This is a genomic window from Indioceanicola profundi (assembly GCF_003568845.1).
Taxonomy (GTDB): domain Bacteria; phylum Pseudomonadota; class Alphaproteobacteria; order Azospirillales; family Azospirillaceae; genus Indioceanicola; species Indioceanicola profundi.
The window spans coordinates 98608-115582 of sequence record NZ_CP030129.1; the positions used below are offsets into that span (position 1 = coordinate 98608).

Consider the following 16975-nt stretch of genomic DNA (forward strand, 5'->3'; position numbering starts at 1 on the left):
GGTCAGCGGTCGCTTTCGGAGAGGTTGACGGAGGCGCCGCCGCCATGCGCGTCGCCGGAGCGGACGGCATGGCCGACGGCCGTGGCGCCATGACCGAGGGTCTGGGAGCGCTTCATGCGTCGCGCCCAGGCCGGCGGGGTGTCGGGAGCCGGCGCGGCAGCGGCAGCAGTGGCTCCGCCACCAGGCGAATCCATGCTCGAAGCGCCGCCGGTCGACTCGGATGCGGCCCTGCCGCCGGCGGCGAAGCTGTCCCGCAAGCTTCCTGAGGCACCGGAGGCGGCCCGGCGGAGCGGCGATATTGCCGCGCTCCCGCCGGCGCGCGCGACGCTGCCAAGGCCCGATGCCACGCCGGCGGCGCCCGACTGTCCGGCGGCGCCGAGGCTGTAGGCGGTCGAGGCGCCGCCAGCGACGGCGGCGCCGCCACGAACGGCTGCCGCTCCACCGGAGAGTGCCGCCGCGCCGCCTCTCGCGGCGAGACCCGCGCCGGCGCCTGACGCTATCACCATGCCGCCGGCGGCGAGTCCCGTGCCGACGGCCGCGCCGGCGCCGAGCTGTGGACCGCCGGAGACGATCCCGCTGGCGATGCCCGGACCGAAGATGCCGAGACCGAGCAGGGACAGCGCGGCGAGCACGATCGCCATCGCGTCGTCGATGGTCGGCTCCGCGCCGCCGAAGCCTGTCGTGAACTCGCCGAACAGGGTCGAGCCGATACCGATGATGACGGCGAGCACCAGCACCTTGATGCCCGACGAGATGACGTTGCCGAGGACCCGCTCGGCCATGAAGGCTGACTTCCCGAACAGGCCGAAGGGGATGAGGATGAACCCGGCGAGCGTCGTCAGCTTGAACTCGATCAACGTGACGAAGAGCTGGACGGCGAGGATGAAGAAGGCGAGCAGCACCAACGCCCAGGCGAGGAACATGCAGGCGATCTGGATGAAGTTCTCGAAGAACGACCAGTAGCCCATCAGGCTGGAGATCGACTCCAGCAGTGGGCGTCCGGCGTCGAGCCCGGTCTGGGCGACGCGCCCCGGACGCATGAGATCGGCCGTGGTGAAGCCCGTGCCGCTCGCCTGAAGGCCGAGACCGGCGAAGCTCTCGAAGATGATGCGGGCGAGGCTGTTCCAGTTGGAGATGAGGTAGGCGAAGACGCCGACGAACAAGGTCTTCTTCACGAGCCGGGCGACGATGTCGTCGTCGGCGCCCCAGGACCAGAACAGGGCTGCCAGCGTGACGTCGATGACGATCAGCGTGGTCGCGATGAAGGCAACCTCGCCGCCGAGCAGGCCGAAGCCGGAATCGATGTAACGGGTGAAGACCTCGAGAAAGCGGTCGATGACGCCGGTGCCGCCCATGGAACTAGCGAACCTCCGTCGCGGGTGTGACCGATGCATCGCATCTGCGGGCGCTCGACCCGGCCTCCAGGCCGAGGAAGCGGCGGCGGTGTTCGGCCCAGGCGCTGAGGCACGCCGGGTTGCGCGCCGCCGCCTCGCCCATCTCCTGGCAGCGTGTCAGCTCGGCCCGCAGGGGACTGAGCGCCGCGTCCTCCGCAGCCCTGACCGAGGAAGCCGGAACGACCGGCTCCTCGTCGCGGGCCATTTCGACCGCCGTCGCCGTCAACGCGACGGCGACGAAGATCACGGCTGCCAGCCGGGCGAGCAGCTTTCCGTCCATCGGGAGACGCCTCAATTCCCGCTCGGAAACATCCGGGCGTTGCCAGGCTCGTAGCCGGCGCCCGGAGTGAGGAACCGGCGACGCTGCTCACGACCCTGTTCGGCGGCAGCGGCCTGTTCCGCTGCGGACAGGGCGTCTGCCCGGCCATTCGCTGCGACGACTGCGGTAAGGTCGGCGAGCTGCTGCGCCTGGAGTGCGAGGAGCTGGTTGCCCGCCTGCGTCGCCTGAAGGGCGCCGACGGCGCCCTGGCTCGCGTCGACCAGCGCCGACATCTCGGCTTGGGTCCTGCCGATGTTGCCGACCACGCCGGCCTGTACGCGCAGGGCGTCCTGCAGCCCGCCGACCGTATTCCGCCAGCGCTCGCGCGCACTGGCGATCAGGTCCTGGTCTGAGGCCGAGATCGGGGTGTCGCCATAGGTGGTCTGGAACGCCAGATCCACCTCGCCGACATCGAAGGCGATGTTCCGGGCCTCGGTCAGGAGCGCTTGCGTCCGCTGCACGGACTGCTGCAGCTGCTGCAGCGAGGAGGTTGGGAGGCTCGCGAGGTTGCGAGCCTGGTTGATCAGCTCCTGCGCCTCGTTCTGAAGCGAGGTGATCTGGTTGTTGATCTGTTCGAGCGCCCGGGCCGCCTGGATGACGTTCTGCGCGTAGTTGCTGGGATCGTAGACGATGCGCCAGGCATAGGCTGGCTCGGTCAGGATCGGCGAGATCGCGACCGGGGTCGCCAGCATCAGGGCGGCGAAGCTCACGGTCGACAGGTTGCGGATCATTGGGACGTCTCCTTGTCGATTGGGGTGGCCGGGGTGGTCATGTCGGTCGGTTCGTTCGGCCCCGAGGGCTCGGAGGACGGTTCCGCCCGGTCGAGATTGGTGAGATCGGGAATGAGCTCGGCCGCCCAGGCGACGTCGCGCTCGCGCAGCCACGCGGGAAAGAACCCGTCGCGGCCGTGCTCTGCGAGGATCCGCTCGATGGCGACCTGGTCGGATTTCGAAGAGGCGGCGCAGAGCGCCAGCGCGACGTCGCCGAGGCCCAGCTCGAATAATCGGTTGCCGCGTCGGGACTGGCAGTAGTAATCGCGCTTCGGTGTCGCGCGGGCGAGGATCTCGATCTGCCGGTCGTTGAGCCCGAAGCGCCGGTAGATGGCGGTGATCTGCGGCTCGATGGCGCGCTCGTTCGGGAGCAGCAGACGGGTCTGACAGCTCTCGATGATCGCCGGCGCGATGGCCGAGCTGTCGATGTCGGAGAGCGACTGCGTGGCGAAGACGACGGAGGCGTTTTTCTTCCTCAGCGTCTTCAGCCACTCGCGGAGTTGGCCGGCGAAGCCTCGGTCGTCGAGCGCCAGCCAGCCCTCGTCCACGATCAAAAGCGTCGGCCGCCCGTCGAGACGGTCCTCGATGCGGTGGAACAGATAGGCCAGCACGGCCGGCGCCGCGCCCGTGCCGATCAGGCCCTCGGTCTCGTAGGCCTGGACGCGGGCTTCTCCGAGCCGTTCCGCTTCGGCGTCGAGCAGCCGGCCATAGGAGCCGCCGACACAGTAGGGCCGCAGTGCCTGCTTCAGGGCGGAGGACTGCAGGAGCACGGAGAGGCCGGTGAGCGTCCGCTCCGCGACCGGCGCCGACGCCAGTGAGGTGAGCGCCGACCAGAGCAGCTCCTTCACGTCCGGTGTGATCGTCACGCCCTCGCGCGTCAGGATGGCGACGATCCAGTCGGCCGCCCAGGCGCGCTCGGGCGTCTCGTGAATGCGGGCGAGCGGCTGGAGCGAGACGGACGCGAGCGCACCCTCGGTCAATTCGCCGCCGAGGTCGTGCCAGTCGCCGCCACAAGCGAGCGCCGCGGCCCGGATCGAGCCACCGAAGTCGAAGGCGAAGACCTGCGACTTCTGATAGCGGCGAAACTGCAGGGCCATCAGCGCCAGCAGCACCGACTTGCCGGCGCCGGTCGGACCGACGACCAGCGTATGGCCGACATCGCCGACGTGGAGGGCGAAGCGGAACGGAGTCGAGCCTTCGGTTCGGCCGAAGAGCAGGGGCGGCGCCGCCAAATGCTCGTCCTGGTCCGGTCCCGCCCACACCGCCGACAGCGGGATCATGTGGGCGAGGTTCAGGGTCGAGACCGGCGGCTGCCGGACATTGGCGTAGACGTGACCGGGTAGGCTGCCGAGCCAGGCATCCGCTGCGTTGATGGTCTCGTTCATTGCGGTGAAGTCGCGGCCCTGGATCACCTTCTCAACGAGTCGCAGCTTCTCGTCGGCGAGGCTTGGATTTTCGTCCCAGACGGTGACGGTGGCGGTGACATAGGCCTGGCCGATCAGGCCGGAGCCGAGTTCTTGCAAGGCCAAGTCAGCATCGGCGGCCTTGTTGGCGGCGTCGCTGTCGACGAGCGTCGACGCCTCGTTGGTCATCACCTCCTTCAGAATGGCGGCGACCGACTTCCGCTTGGCGAACCACTGCCGCCGGATCTTCGTCAGCAGCCTCACGGCTTCGGTCTTGTCGAGCAGCACCGCCCGCGTCGACCAACGATAAGCGAAGGCGAGCCGGTTCAGCTCGTCGAGTATTCCGGGCGTGGTCGCCGTCGGGAATCCGATGACCGTCAGCACGCGCAGGTGCGCGTTACCCAGCTGTGGTTCGAGTCCGCCGGTCAACGGCTGGTCGGCGAGCAGCGCGTCGAGATACATCGGCGTCTCGGGGACGCGGACGCGGTGCCGATTGGTCGCAACGGTCGAGTGGAGATAGGTCAGCGTCTCGGCGTCATCGAGCCAGGCGCATTCGGGCATGAAGCCGGCGACGAGCTGCAAGACCCTGTCCGTCCGGTCGATAAAGCCGTGCAGGAGCTCGCGCGCATCCACGCCGCTCTGTGCCTTGCCCTCATAGAGCCAGCTCTCCGCCCGCGCGGCGTCCTCGGCCGGCGGCAGGTAGAGAAGCGTGAGGAAGTAACTGGACTCGAAGTGGGCGCCTTCCTCCTCGAAGTCGGCCCTGCGCTCGGCGTCGACCAGGGCCGACGCCGCATCGGGAAAGGCGCTGGCCGGATAGCGGCCGGCCGCATGGCGCTGCGCTTCGACGAAGATCGCCCAACCAGAGCCGAGGCGGCGGAAGGCGTTGTTCAGACGCCCGGCGACTGCGACCAGCTCGGCAGGCACGGCGCTGTCGAGGTCGGGACCGCGGAAGCGAGCTGAGCGTTGGAAGGAGCCGTCCTTGTTCAGGACGACACCTGGCGCAACGAGCGCGACCCAGGGCAGGAAGTCGGCGAGACGGGTCGAGGTGCGGCGGTATTCAACCAGGTTCATCATGGCGCGTTCTCCCTGGCCTCAGACGCCGAGATGACCGGGAATGCGCAGATGTCGGCGCACCACATCCACGAACAGCGGATCGCGTTTCGCCGCCCAGACTGCTGCGAAGTGGCCGACCGCCCAGAGCGCCAGACCGACCAGCCAGAGCCGCAGGCCGAGGCCGAGTGCTGCCGCCAGAGTCCCATTCAGGATGGCGAGCGAACGCGGCGCGCCGCCGAGCAGGATCGGCTCGGTCAGGGCGCGGTGCACGGGCGCGACGAACCCGCCGACGGGCGCCTCCGAGGCGAAGTCCGCCATCAGACGAGCGCCCCGCCGCCGAACGAGAAGAACGACAGGAAGAAGGAACTGGCCGCGAAGGCGATCGAGAGCCCGAACACGATCTGGATCAGTCTGCGGGCGCCGCCCGAGGTGTCGCCGAAAGCGAGCGTCAGGCCGGTGATGATGATGATCATCACGGCGATGATCTTGGCGACGGGTCCCTCGATCGACTCCAGGATCGATTGCAGCGGCGCCTCCCAAGGCATCGAGGACCCGGCGGCATGGGCGGCGGGAGACAGGGCCAGTGTGACGAAGATGGCGATGGCCGCGGTCGCGGCATGACGGCGGATGTCTGGAATGCGGTGGATCACGACGGGTCTCCTGAGAGGGTCTGGTTGTCGAAGGGAATGGTGTCCGGCGCGGCGACGGCCGGGCCGATGCGGTAGTCGCCGGACGGGCCGAGCCCCTGGACTACGGCGAGCTCGGTGAGCCGACGCTCTCCGCCGCGACCGGAGAGTACGGCGACGAGGTCGATGGTCTCGGCGATCAAGGCGCGGGGCACGGTGACGACGGCTTCCTGGATGAGCTGCTCGATACGGCGCAGGCTCCCGATGGCGCTGCCGGCATGGATCGTGCCGATGCCGCCGGGGTGACCGGTGCCCCAAGCCTTTAGAAGGTCGAGCGCTTCCGAGCCGCGCACCTCGCCGATCGGGATGCGGTCGGGGCGGAGGCGGAGCGAGGAGCGCACGAGTTCCGACAGCGAGGCGATGCCGTCCTTGGTGCGCAGCGCGACGAGGTTCGGCGCGGCGCATTGCAGCTCGCGTGTATCCTCGATCAGGACGATGCGATCGCTGGTCTTGGCGACTTCGGCAAGGAGCGCGTTGGTCAGTGTCGTCTTGCCAGTCGAGGTCCCGCCGGCGACGAGGATATTCTTGCGCGCCGTCACCGCCGTTCGCAGCGCCTCGGCCTGGCCGGCGGTCATGATGCCGGCGGCGACGTAGTCGTCGAGAGAGAAGACGGCGACGGCGGGCTTGCGGATCGCGAAGGCCGGCGCGAACACCACCGGCGGCAGCAGGCCCTCGAACCGCTCTCCCGTCTCGGGCAGCTCAGCCGAGACCCGCGGCGAACCGGCATGGACCTCGGCGCCGACATGGTGCGCCACCAGCCGGACGATGCGCTCGCCGTCTGCGGGCGACAGCCGCTCCCCCGTGTCGGCCAGTCCTTCGGACAGGCGGTCGACCCAGAGCCGCCCGTCGGGGTTGAGCATCACCTCGACGATCTGCGGGTCTTCCAGGAACCCGGCGATGGCCGGGCCGAGGGCGGTGCGCAGCATGCGCGCACCGCGTGAGGTCGCCTCGGATTGCCGATGAGAAGCCGCCATGTCGTCCCCGTCCTTTGCGGGACCGCACGAGGAGCGGCCCGAGGTCGGGGATGATTAGAAGGGGCAGGAAACGGGCTCTGGCAACAACCCCAACGAGGGCGTCGTGCCCTGGCGTACAAATAGAGGGAAAGGGCGAGATGCCGGAATGCTCTTGGCTGAACTTGTGAGGACCACTCAGCCGATCTTGCCCGACCTATCAGGCTCGTCGGTGGGCGGGATGCCATCGATATCGTCGGGGATCTCCCGGAGAAAGCTCTGTCCCTTCTGCAGACGCCGGCCCAACGCCTCGATGAACCCCTCGAACCGCTCGCGCCCCTTGATTTGAGCAGCGGCCTGGGCGTCGTTCGGCAGGGGCGGCGTGATGGTCAGCCAGAAGCGGACGAACAGCGCCAGCGTTTCGGCGGTGACACCGACATCGCGCTCCATGCGCTCCACCTGTCGTGACAGCCGGTCGAGGCGGCGGGTGAAGGCCGCCTCGCGCCGATCCGCACCGTCCGGCGACAGGAAGGAGGCGACGGCCGCCTCGACAATCGCCGAGCGCGAGAGCTTCTTGCGATCTGCGAGATCGGCGATTTGCCTCAGCATCTCAGGTGGGAAATAGACGTTCATCCGGTCGCGCATGGGTCCTGCCTCACATCTCGATGCCGTCGTTCGGATCGAGCGCGACCTGGCGGGCAACCCCGCGCATCTGCTGGCGCAGAATGCGACCCTGCCGGGCGGCGTCGTCGGGCTCGTCGTCGACCATGGCGAATTCCTGCCTCGGCTTTGGTTCATCAACCTCCCTGGCGATGGCGACGTGATCGGGCAGCTCGGGCTCGCGGCGCAGACCGCTATTGGCCGCATCCTGCCCGTCCTTCCCGGCCACGGCGAGGGCTGCGGGCGAAGGCTCTTGCGGGGAAAGCCCCGACCAGTTGTCCTGGCGCGGCGACCGGCCGCCCTTCGATGGGTCGGGCGGCGGCAAGACACGCTCCTTGAACCGCGTGTCTTCGTAATAGCGGGCCTTCTTCGCCCGGATCGGCGGCGTGCCGGCCAGCATGACGATCTCGTCGCCAGGTGGGAGCTGCATCACCTCGCCAGGCGTGAGCAGGGGCCGCGCCGTCTCCGAGCGAGAGACCATGAGATGCCCGAGCCAGGGCGACAGCCGGTGCCCGGCGTAGTTCTTCATCGCCTTCATCTCGGTGGCGGTGCCAAGGGCGTCCGAGACGCGCCTGGCCGTCCTCTCGTCGTTCGTCGCGAAGCTCACGCGGACATGGCAGTTGTCGAGGATCGAATTGTTGGCGCCGTACGCCTTCTCGATCTGATTGAGCGATTGCGCGATCAGGAAGGCTTTCAGGCCGTATCCCGCCATGAAGGCCAAGGCGCTCTCGAAGAAGTCGAGCCGGCCGAGCGCTGGGAACTCGTCGAGCATCATCAGGACGCGGTGGCGGCGGTCCTTCGCGTGAAGGTCTTCGGTCAGGCGGCGGCCGATCTGGTTGAGCACCAGGCGGATGAGCGGCTTCGTGCGCGAGATGTCGGAAGGCGGCACGACGAGGTAGAGGGTCGCCGGCCTTGGATCGGCGATGATGTCGGCGATCCGCCAGTCGCAGCGGCGCGTCACCTCGGCGACGACGGGATCGCGATAAAGCCCAAGGAACGACATGGCGGTGGAGAGCACGCCGGAGCGCTCGTTGTCGGATTTGTTCAGGAGCTCGCGCGCTGTCGAAGCGACGACGGGATGCGGACCTGCCTCTCCGAGATGCGGCGTCGTCATCATCGCCGCGAGCGTGGTCTCGATTGGCCGCTTCGGGTCCGAAAGGAACCCGGCGACGCCGGCCAGCGTCTTGCCGGGCTCGGCGTAGAGGACATGCAGGATCGCACCGACGAGCAGCGAGTGGCTGGTCTTCTCCCAATGGTTCCGCTTTTCTAGCGAGCCTTCGGGATCGACCAGCACGTCGGCGACGTTCTGGACGTCACGCACCTCCCACTCGCCGCGCCGCACCTCGAGGAGCGGGTTGTAGGCAGAGGATCTCGCGTTCGTGGGATCGAACAGCAGCACCCGTCCGTGCCTGGCGCGAAAGCCCGAGGTGAGCTGCCAGTTCTCACCTTTGATGTCGTGGACGATCGCCGAGCCGGACCAGGTGAGGAGCGTCGGGACGACAAGGCCGACGCCTTTGCCGCTCCGCGTAGGTGCGAAACACAGCACATGCTCAGGCCCGTCGTGCCGGAGATAATCGCGATCGAGCTTGCCGAGGACCACCCCGTCGTGACCGAGCAGACCGGCGCCTTTCACCTCGTTCGGCTTCGCCCAGCGCGCGGAGCCGTAGGTCTCGACGTCCTTCGCCTCGCGCGCCCGCCAGACCGACATGCCGATCGCGACAGCGATCGAGATGAAGCCGCCGGAGGCTGCAAGATAGGCGCCCTCGACGAAGACCGTCGGCGCATAGGCGTCGTAGGCGTACCACCACCAGAAGAAGGCCGGCGGATAGTAGAACGGCACGCCCGCCAGCTCGAACCAGGGAGCGCCGAGCTGCGGCTGAAAGCCGAGCCTCCACGCCGTCCACTGCGTCGCGGCCCACGTTGTGGCGAGCACGATCAGGAAGACGATGGTGATCTGACCCCAGAGAATCTTCGTGGCGGACAAGGCATAGTCCCTTGATAGCGAATCCCATCAAGGTCGATGACCAGAGCCGAGAATTACAAGGCGCGGCCGTCGCGGGTCGTAGCCCCGGCGAACCTAGAGGACAAAAACAGGGGAAAGCGCAGGAGGTGGCGACGGCTGCTTCAGATCCCGTTTTGGCCGCAAGCCAAGAACCGCGGTGATGTCTGAGGCTGACCGTAACGGAATGGCGGCTTCAGCGAGCTACAGGAGCTGCCGTCCGCGTCCTATTGATCAACAGCTTCAGTATCAGCATCCGAATCTTACGGATGCTGCGCCCTTTCCGACTTCAAAGCCAGTAACCGAACCGGCGGAAAGGCGACATTCCGCTCGCTAACCGGCGACCCTCCAACTGCAGGCAAATGGTTAGAGGTAAGATTCGCTCTGCCAAATCGGTTGCCGCAACGTCAAACGCGCGATTCAGGTTGTTTGGAGTAATGCCGCTCTCGTCCATCGACGACATCGGTGAAGAAATGCGCAATCTCTTCGGTGTTCGCCTCCACATGCGCTGCCGCGAGCGCCGGCAGGCGGGCGAACGCCGCGTGATAGTCGTCCATCTCGATACCCGCGTTATCGCCGCTTGGCTCAATCCGCAGGCACCGTTCCGGGCCGAGCAGCAGCTTCGCCTGCGATGTCGCATTGTCGGTAGTCAGGAACATCGCCGCCTTGATCGCCTCGCGCCACGCGATGAGGCCGCGGAAGACGTCGGGCTTGCTGAGCTCGAAGGGCGCGTTGCCGGTGCCAATGCTGAACACCTGCACTTGGTCGGAAGCTATGTCATAGGCCGTCAGCGCGTCGACAAGCGCGACCATCACCGGATTGTTCGCCCAGACGCCGCCGTCGATGAAGACGCGGCCGCTTTCTTCATGTTCGAGGCCCTTCAGATAGGTCGGCGCCGCCGAGGTCGCGCGCGCGACCTTCCACATCGGGGTCAGATGATCATGCCGGAAATCTGCATGATGGTCGGTCTTGAACACGGCGATCTCGGTCTTCGGCATCATGAAGGCCGGGATGACTAGCCGCACCGGCGAGTCGCCGAGCAGATGGTCTTCGAACCGGCGCTTGAGGGCCTTCTCGAGCGCTTCGTGGCGGAGCTTCGGGCCGTTCAGCCAAGTCCACCACGTCCGCAACCTGCCCGGCAGGCGCACCGGAAGCGGTGGGAAGATCGCCCGGCCATCCGTCTCGTAGAACGATACGATGTCGCCGGCGGGGATGCCGAGCCCTAAACCGAGCGCGATGATGCCACCGGTCGAGGTGCCGGCGATCAGGTCGAAATAGCGCCCGATCCGCAAGCCGCGCCCGAACCGTTCCTCGCAGAGCCGGAGGAGCTCGGCGGTGTAGAGGCCCTTGATGCCGCCGCCGTCCAACGACAGGATCTTGAACGGCTTGTCCTTGGGCCAGGGCTGGCGCACCCGCCGCGTCGCGAGGCTGCCGGCGCGGCGATCAGTGAACATCGGCGAGGATATCCTTTACGGCCGCGGCTTCGCCCGCATGCATCCGGGCGACGCTCTCATAGCCGACACCAGGCGCCAGCCACTCGCCGGTCAGGTGCCAGAGCTCATAATAGACGAGCCATTCGGACGCCCATTTGACCGTCGTCGCGGCGATGAGGTCTGCAGGGGACCATTCCTTGCCAGCCGGATCGAACAGGCACAGCCCGGACCGCTCCGGCTTTTCGGCATAGAAGATTAGATGCGGAATCGCGGCGAAGCTGCCTTCGGGCCCTGGCTCGAGTGCAGGCTCGTTGACCATGACATACGGGAGCGACATCATGCCCGGGTTCCACAGGATCGAGACCGAATAGACGCGCGCCTTTGGCATGAGCGGACCCGCCCACACAAGGGTGCCGTCGGGCAGCTTACGGCCCTTGAAGTCCGGCCAGTCGGCCGACATCGCCTTCATCTGCGCGTCGGGCGATCGCCGCGCGATGCCGCTAGTCGTCATCCTCGCCGTCCAATTCGAGCGGATGGAAATTGTGCCGGGGAACCTCGCTTAGCGCCTCGGACGCAGCGACGATCGCGGGCGCGTAGATCGCCCCCGTCCGCCGCTCCGAGAGGACCGGCGCGGGATCGCTGCGACGATCGTAGCGCCGGGCGAGGATCGCGCGCTGCTCCTTGCCGATCCGCTCGCCGAAGAGTTCGTCGATCGCCTTGGAAATCTCGGCGAGCGAGACCGAGGCCATGACGTTGAGCCGAACGGCGAGGTGCTCTAGTTCCTCGGCGAGCCCCTTCATGTCGCTGGCGCCTGCCGCTTCGAGACGCGGCCAGCGGTCGTTGATTTTGTCCGACCGGTACGAGGGGTTCTCCTCCTCCGGCCGCGTTTCCGCGGCGAGATGCTGGCGCAGGACCTTCGCCGTCGAGTCGGCGAGCACGAACAGCTGCGCGGTGAGTCCGTGCGGCACGAAGCCGACATCGCCGGTGCGCTTGGCGAGATAGATCGACGGTGGGCGCGGCAGCGTCGACGTCTCGTAGCGCAGGTTGAGGTAGCGTTTCAGCAGCTTGAGCGCGACCGCCTCCTGGGCGTCCAGCCGGCTCGGGATCATCGGCGGCAGCTCGTGCTGATCGGCCTCCGCCACCACCACCCGCTCGGCCTCGTCGAGATACTGCAGGCGGTTCTTCGCTATTGCGTCGCGGTGACGGTTGAGCCGCTCGGTGAAGAGCGCCTGACCGATCCCGACCGCAGAGCGGAACCAGTTGGTAAAGCCCCAGGGATTGGACGGCACCCGCGAGGACGGGCCGCGGTCAGGAGAATGGAAGATCTCGCCGGCACGCGCGATCGAAATCCGCTGGCGTCGATCGAGGATCGTCACGTCCATGTGCATGAACGGAAACTGGAGCTGGACGCAGCGCGTACAGCGCTTGATCGCGACCACGCCTGGGAAGCCCTGAAGCGACTCTTCGAGAATGTCGAGCGCCCGATCATCGTTCCAGTCCTCGGGAACGTCGATCTCGACGATCGCATCGACGTCGAACCGGTCGTCCTCGGTGCCGCTGACGATCGTCGTGCTCGTGGCGATCGAACCCTGCGCATAGATGAGGCTCTGCCCGTCGACGAGGTAGATCGCGAGCGGGCTTGCCGAACGCTCGAGATGCTCCTTGAGCCGCCGATAGCGGTTCTCCGCGATCGTCCGGTCGCGCCGGCTGAGCTCGATCAGTGCGGCGACGTCGAGCAACACCTCGTCGAGCGTATCGGTCTTCTGGAAGGGGTCGTCATCCGCCATCACCGGCACTCCTCAATCGGGTATCCGCCGCGGTCTCGCTACGGGCCTTGCGCATGCCGGGTTCGACATGACATACATGACGAGAATTATATGGTGACGCCTCACAATCCGTCAAGTTCACCATGTCGGGATAGACATGCCTGTAGAACCCTCGCCCACCGACATTTTCAAGGAGCGGCTGCGCAAGGCGCGTGATTTTCGGGGGTGGAGCCAGAGCGACCTGGGCCAGAAAGCCGGCATGCCGGGGAGCTCCATCGCCCATTTCGAGACCGGCGCGCGCAAGCCGTCGTTTGATTCGCTCCGCCGGCTCGCGAACGCGCTCGAAGTCACGACCGATTATCTCCTGGGGCGCGTGGACGAGCCCGGCCTCGCGCAGGCCGGCGATCCGCTGTTTCGCGACTACGGCAAGCTCTCGGGCAACGACCGCGAGATCGCCAAGGATTTCCTCAAGATGCTTGCGGAGCGCAACGCCGCCAAAAAGGCCAAGGAGCCGTGAGCCGCGTCTTCAATCTGAAGATGGCCAGGCAGACTGCCGAGGCCCTCCTGAGGGACGACGGCATCACCAGCCTGCCGGTCAACCCCTTCGCGATCGCCGCCAGCCGCGACATCCTCGTCGAGGGGAAGCACGAGAACACCGAGGGCGTCTCGGGCATGCTGCTTCGCCACGGCAACGACTTCTGCATCGTCTACGCGACGCATATCCCGAGCCCGGGCTTCCAGCGCTTCAGCGTCGCGCACGAGCTTGGGCATTATTTTCTTCCTGGCCATGTCGACCAGGTCCTCAAGGACGGCTTCCACGTCTCGCGCGCCGGTTTTGTCACCGCTGATCCTTACGAGCTCGAGGCCGACCATTTCGCCGCCGGACTGCTGATGCCGTCGGCGCCGTTCCGCAAGGCGATGGACGCACACGATCCTGGTCTCGACGCGCTCTCTGCGATCGCCGACCGATGCGAAACCTCGCTCACCGCGACCGCCATTCGTTACGCTGAGCTCACCGACAGCGCGGTCGCCGTGATCATGAGCACCGGCGGCGTGATCGATTATTGTTTCCTTTCCGAGGCGATGAAATCGCTGCCCAAACGCGATTGGCTGCGCAAGGGCTCGCCGCTACCGGCAGGAACCGCGACCTCACGGCTCGCCGGGGAGCTGGCACGCGTTCTCGCCTGCGATCGGATCGCGGACGACATTGATGTGCGTGATTGGCTCGGCGGCATCAGGAGCGTCGCGGTTTCGGAAGAATCCGTCGGCCTTGGTCATTACGGAAAGATTCTGACCATCCTCGTTGCTCCGGAGCTTGGGAGCGGTGGGGAAATGGATGATGACGACGAGGAGGAGTCCGAACTGATCGAAAGCTGGACGCCCCGCTTTCGGCGATAACAACGCCCGGCACCGACCTCACCCTTAAGCGAAGCGCTGCCGGCTGCTCTCGCAGCGCGAGCGATCGATCGTGCCGGTCGCCGATCGATACCGCCACTCCAGGCCACAAGCTATGGCGATGAAGCACCCTCGGCCGACGCCTGTGGATCGGGGATTCCGAACATGCCTGGTTACCAATGCTGACACAATCCACCCGGCCGGGCGTTAGCCAGGCGAATTGTACATCTGCATTGAGGATGCAGCGCTTTCTCGTTGAATGACCATGATGGGCGCACACGAGACGACGGCTCGGGTGCAGTTGAACCCCCTACCACCGCGAGGCACGACATCCGACACTCTAGAGTGCCAGCCCCCGTTTCCGGCTGAAGCTCCATTCGATGCCGCCGCTGTCCTTGGCGACGCCGGCGACGTGCTGACCGAGCTTTTTCTCGAGTGTCGGCGACCAGGGCACGAGCTGGTGGCCAAGGTCGCCGTTTTGGCCTACGGCTTCGATCACCGCGAAGCGCCCGGACGTGAGGGCGAGGCGCTGGCGATAGACGCCGGTGACATGCTCACCTGCTGCGGTCGTCATGTGCGGCAGGCCGGTCTCGGCTGAGAGCCGCGCCGCGGCGGCATCCAACTCGCGGCGGCGGAGGGTATTCAGGAGATCGCGCTGCAGGATAACGCGCTGGCCTTGTTTGCGGGCGAGCCCTTCCTCGGCGAGGTGGTCCGCGCGGGCCGACATGGCGTCGCGGACCTCGCGGCCGAAGCCGCCCATCGCGAGCGGCGTCGGCTCACGTTCGACCAGCCGATGATCGAGCCAAGTCGCGCCCGGCGCCGTGATCTGGCGGTTCAGGTCGAAGTCCGAGCGATTGGCGAGCACGAGCGTTGGTTGTTGGTCCTCGGGCCCCCCGAAGCGGCGGATCTCGACGATGCCGCCGATCGGCGGCGCGTGCTCGAACGCCTCGATGCCCCGGAAGCGGATATGGTGCGCGCGGCCGTCGGTGCCGTCGACGATGGCGTAGGCCTCGCCGGACAGCTCGTTCTGAAGGCCCTTCTTGACCAGTCGCCCGATAATGGACGCGCCTGTCGCGCCTGCGTCGATCACATAGTCGGCGACGCCGCGATCCTGCCCGCGCTCGGTGAAGGCGCGGTGCATCGTCTTGATGATGTCTCCGCGCATGCCGAGCTCGCGGAGCGAGCGCTCGGCTTCCAAGCCGACCATCCATTCGCCGGGACCGGCGGGTGTGGCGAGGCCCATCTTCTCCAGATGCTGGACCCTGCCGATCAGCAGCCGTCGTGCTTCGTCACCGGCCGCGCCGCTCGCCTCCGGGCGCAGGTCGATGTAGCCAGTATCGTCGGCGGAGATGCGGATCTCAACATCGAGCCGCGTCCAGCGCTCGGCGGTGATCTCCTTCTCCAGCGCGTTGCGGATTTCGTGCTCGGGTCGGGGTCCGAGCTCGATCGACACCAACTCCTCGGCGCGCGAGCGCAGACCACGGCTGATGTAGTCGCGCGAGATCACGAGATCCGCACCGGCGTCGTCGACACCGCGCACCAACAGATGGATGTGGGGGTTGTCGGTGTTCCAGTGATCGGCAGCGACCCAGTCGAGCCGGGAGCCGAGGTCGGCCTCCATCTGCTTCGCAAGATCACGGGTGAAGGCGCGAAGGTCGGTCATCTCGCCGGCGTCCTCGGGAGAGACGATGAACCGGAAATGGTGGCGATCGTCCTTGGAGCGCTCGGCGAAGGCGAGGTCATCGGCGTGGTCGGTGCCCGCATCGAACATCATCGCCTTCTCGCCCTCGCGGGTCACGCCATCACGCTTCAGGTAGGACAGATGCGCGGCGAGCGGCGCAGAGCGAAAGGCGCGGCCAGAATGCCGGGCGATCCGCGAGGCGACCACGACGCGACGACTGGGGGAGAAGAGTCGGTTGCGGCTGAAACTGATTCGGCCGCGGCCGAAGCTGGAGCGTCCCAGTGTCGGCGAGCGGCCGCTCTTCCCCGCCGAGCTGGACGCGCCGTCGGTGTGGCCCGCACGCCTGGCGGCGCGGAGGACCTGATGGATGAAGCTCTTGGGCCTCGGCGTGCGGGTGCTGCGGATGCGCCCTGGCCGGACGCGGAAGTCGTTGTCGCTCTCGCTCATCATTACCCCGCAAAACAGGGCGCAGAGCGCACAGTGCCGGAAACTACATTGAAATCGTTGCGAGAACTCTCAGGCGCGGCACGCACCCCGACCGACCGGCACGCCGAAAGACAAGCCATGTCAGTGGCTTGGAGGGCGAGCGGCGAGCCTCTTTTATCTTGCCATCCGACGGTCGTCCTTCTTCGCCACCCTCGGAACTTCCTCCAGCCCGCGCCACCCCACGCCCGTCCGCGCGATCCTGCGAAGCGCCTCATCGCCCGTCTCCGGAGCCAGGTCGGGCGACAAACAAGCCATCGGACAGGGCCGAGATGGCGGAGAGATCGCGCACCGGCGCTGCCGCCGGAGCGTCATCCGACGGGCTACTACGTTGTGTAGGATCAACAGCCGATATGCTGGCGGCGGGACCGACGAACAGCGGTGCGCGCGTCCAAGTCAGCGGATCGGCAGCGGCAACGATGATGGGCTCAGCGAGTTCGCCGCCATCAACGATTGGCGCGAGCGCGGTGACATAGGCACGTGTCTCGGCTGGCAGTGCCCGTCCGACCGCAACGTATTCCTCGTAACGGCCGGGCCCCGCATTGTAGGCCGCGAGGAAGCCTGGCGAGCCGTAGCGATCGTGCATCTCGCGCAGATATGCCGCGCCGGCCAGGATGTTGTCGCGCGGACTGAAAGGGTCACTACCGAGGCTGTGGCGAAGGCGAAGATCCGTCCATGTGTCGGGCATGACCTGCATCAACCCCATGGCGCCCGCCGGCGAGATCGCCCGGACGTCGCCGCGGCTCTCGACGCGCATGACGGCGCGTATCCAGCCTTCCGGTACACCGAAGCGCCGCGAGGCCTCGGCAATGAATACTGCATAGGGGTCAACCGGCGCCTGCTGTTCGATCGCCACGCTCTGGGCGACCGACAGGTCGGGCGCGGCGGCGGTCGAGAGAAGGCCGGAAAGGAGAAGGAGTGCACAGCGGCCAGGGTTCTTCAGCGATCTGGCAGCGATCCGGCGACGCGCGGTCGGCATGGCG

16 protein-coding genes are annotated in these 16975 nt (G+C 67.0%); 2 read left to right on the top strand and 14 right to left on the bottom strand.

What is annotated here, in order from left to right; all coding sequences use genetic code 11:
* Nucleotides 1-2: 2 nt before the first annotated feature.
* The 12 genes from trbL to DOL89_RS23810 form a co-directional block, all read right to left on the bottom strand.
* Nucleotides 3-1355, bottom strand: a complete 1353-nt coding sequence (trbL, locus tag DOL89_RS23755; protein ID WP_119681847.1) for a P-type conjugative transfer protein TrbL — start codon at nucleotides 1353-1355, stop codon at nucleotides 3-5.
* Between the two features lie 4 nt (nucleotides 1356-1359).
* The gene (trbK-alt, locus tag DOL89_RS23760; protein WP_119681848.1) at nucleotides 1360-1674 is read right to left on the bottom strand and encodes a putative entry exclusion protein TrbK-alt; all 315 of its coding nucleotides are present in this window, start codon (nucleotides 1672-1674) and stop codon (nucleotides 1360-1362) included.
* A gap of 11 nt (nucleotides 1675-1685) precedes the next feature.
* Complete coding sequence (gene trbJ / locus DOL89_RS23765; protein WP_119681849.1) at nucleotides 1686-2444, bottom strand: P-type conjugative transfer protein TrbJ; 759 nt, start codon at nucleotides 2442-2444, stop codon at nucleotides 1686-1688.
* Nucleotides 2441-4960 (bottom strand): conjugal transfer protein TrbE, encoded by a 2520-nt coding sequence (trbE, locus tag DOL89_RS23770; protein ID WP_119681850.1) that lies wholly within the window; start codon nucleotides 4958-4960, stop codon nucleotides 2441-2443. Before trbE ends, trbJ begins: the two co-directional genes overlap by 4 nt.
* An 18-nt stretch (nucleotides 4961-4978) precedes the next feature.
* Entirely contained in the window at nucleotides 4979-5257 is a 279-nt protein-coding gene (locus DOL89_RS23775) for a VirB3 family type IV secretion system protein (RefSeq protein WP_119681851.1), read from the bottom strand.
* Complete coding sequence (locus DOL89_RS23780) at nucleotides 5257-5589, bottom strand: TrbC/VirB2 family protein (RefSeq protein WP_119681852.1); 333 nt, start codon at nucleotides 5587-5589, stop codon at nucleotides 5257-5259. Before DOL89_RS23780 ends, DOL89_RS23775 begins: the two co-directional genes overlap by 1 nt.
* Nucleotides 5586-6599, bottom strand: a complete 1014-nt coding sequence (gene trbB / locus DOL89_RS23785) for a P-type conjugative transfer ATPase TrbB (RefSeq protein WP_119681853.1) — start codon at nucleotides 6597-6599, stop codon at nucleotides 5586-5588. The genes DOL89_RS23780 and trbB overlap by 4 nt, the downstream gene beginning before the upstream one ends.
* A gap of 174 nt (nucleotides 6600-6773) precedes the next feature.
* Nucleotides 6774-7220, bottom strand: coding sequence for a CopG family transcriptional regulator (locus DOL89_RS23790; protein ID WP_119681854.1), 447 nt, complete (start codon nucleotides 7218-7220; stop codon nucleotides 6774-6776).
* A 10-nt stretch (nucleotides 7221-7230) separates the two neighbouring features.
* On the bottom strand, nucleotides 7231-9219 hold the full coding sequence (locus DOL89_RS23795) for a conjugal transfer protein TraG (RefSeq protein WP_119681855.1): 1989 nt from the start codon (nucleotides 9217-9219) through the stop codon (nucleotides 7231-7233).
* 422 nt (nucleotides 9220-9641) lie between these two features.
* Nucleotides 9642-10688, bottom strand: coding sequence for a CBASS cGAMP-activated phospholipase (locus DOL89_RS23800; protein WP_119681856.1), 1047 nt, complete (start codon nucleotides 10686-10688; stop codon nucleotides 9642-9644).
* The gene (locus DOL89_RS23805) at nucleotides 10678-11178 is read right to left on the bottom strand and encodes a hypothetical protein (RefSeq protein ID WP_119681857.1); all 501 of its coding nucleotides are present in this window, start codon (nucleotides 11176-11178) and stop codon (nucleotides 10678-10680) included. The genes DOL89_RS23800 and DOL89_RS23805 overlap by 11 nt, the downstream gene beginning before the upstream one ends.
* On the bottom strand, nucleotides 11168-12454 hold the full coding sequence (locus tag DOL89_RS23810; RefSeq protein WP_119681858.1) for a nucleotidyltransferase domain-containing protein: 1287 nt from the start codon (nucleotides 12452-12454) through the stop codon (nucleotides 11168-11170). The genes DOL89_RS23805 and DOL89_RS23810 overlap by 11 nt, the downstream gene beginning before the upstream one ends.
* Nucleotides 12455-12590: 136 nt before the next feature.
* Here DOL89_RS23810 and DOL89_RS23815 point away from each other — a divergent pair, with 136 nt between their 5' ends.
* Together DOL89_RS23815 and DOL89_RS23820 are read left to right on the top strand one after the other, a co-directional pair.
* The gene (locus DOL89_RS23815; protein WP_119681859.1) at nucleotides 12591-12950 is read left to right on the top strand and encodes a helix-turn-helix domain-containing protein; all 360 of its coding nucleotides are present in this window, start codon (nucleotides 12591-12593) and stop codon (nucleotides 12948-12950) included.
* Entirely contained in the window at nucleotides 12947-13831 is an 885-nt protein-coding gene (locus DOL89_RS23820; RefSeq protein WP_119681860.1) for an ImmA/IrrE family metallo-endopeptidase, read from the top strand. Before DOL89_RS23815 ends, DOL89_RS23820 begins: the two co-directional genes overlap by 4 nt.
* Nucleotides 13832-14168: 337 nt before the next feature.
* Here the strand turns inward: DOL89_RS23820 and DOL89_RS23825 are convergent, their stop codons facing one another.
* Both DOL89_RS23825 and DOL89_RS23830 read right to left on the bottom strand, forming a co-directional pair.
* A complete protein-coding gene (locus DOL89_RS23825) occupies nucleotides 14169-15956 on the bottom strand; it encodes a relaxase/mobilization nuclease domain-containing protein (RefSeq protein ID WP_119682012.1) in 1788 nt (595 codons plus the stop codon).
* A gap of 250 nt (nucleotides 15957-16206) precedes the next feature.
* A complete protein-coding gene (locus DOL89_RS23830) occupies nucleotides 16207-16971 on the bottom strand; it encodes a lytic transglycosylase domain-containing protein (RefSeq protein WP_119681861.1) in 765 nt (254 codons plus the stop codon).
* Between the last annotated feature and the right edge of the window lie 4 nt (nucleotides 16972-16975).

Excerpts from the sequence above, each read along its gene's own strand:
- DOL89_RS23805 (WP_119681857.1), bottom strand. The coding sequence starts at position 11,178 with ATGACGACTAGCGGCATCGCGCGGCGATCGCCCGACGCGCAGATGAAG.
- DOL89_RS23810 (WP_119681858.1), bottom strand. The coding sequence starts at position 12,454 with ATGGCGGATGACGACCCCTTCCAGAAGACCGATACGCTCGACGAGGTG.
- DOL89_RS23830 (WP_119681861.1), bottom strand. The coding sequence starts at position 16,971 with ATGCCGACCGCGCGTCGCCGGATCGCTGCCAGATCGCTGAAGAACCCT.
- DOL89_RS23800 (WP_119681856.1), bottom strand. The coding sequence starts at position 10,688 with ATGTTCACTGATCGCCGCGCCGGCAGCCTCGCGACGCGGCGGGTGCGC.
- trbJ (WP_119681849.1), bottom strand. The coding sequence starts at position 2,444 with ATGATCCGCAACCTGTCGACCGTGAGCTTCGCCGCCCTGATGCTGGCG.
- trbE (WP_119681850.1), bottom strand. The coding sequence starts at position 4,960 with ATGATGAACCTGGTTGAATACCGCCGCACCTCGACCCGTCTCGCCGAC.
- DOL89_RS23825 (WP_119682012.1), bottom strand. The coding sequence starts at position 15,956 with ATGAGCGAGAGCGACAACGACTTCCGCGTCCGGCCAGGGCGCATCCGC.
- trbL (WP_119681847.1), bottom strand. The coding sequence starts at position 1,355 with ATGGGCGGCACCGGCGTCATCGACCGCTTTCTCGAGGTCTTCACCCGT.
- DOL89_RS23815 (WP_119681859.1), top strand. The coding sequence starts at position 12,591 with ATGCCTGTAGAACCCTCGCCCACCGACATTTTCAAGGAGCGGCTGCGC.
- trbB (WP_119681853.1), bottom strand. The coding sequence starts at position 6,599 with ATGGCGGCTTCTCATCGGCAATCCGAGGCGACCTCACGCGGTGCGCGC.
- DOL89_RS23790 (WP_119681854.1), bottom strand. The coding sequence starts at position 7,220 with ATGCGCGACCGGATGAACGTCTATTTCCCACCTGAGATGCTGAGGCAA.
- DOL89_RS23775 (WP_119681851.1), bottom strand. The coding sequence starts at position 5,257 with ATGGCGGACTTCGCCTCGGAGGCGCCCGTCGGCGGGTTCGTCGCGCCC.
- trbK-alt (WP_119681848.1), bottom strand. The coding sequence starts at position 1,674 with ATGGACGGAAAGCTGCTCGCCCGGCTGGCAGCCGTGATCTTCGTCGCC.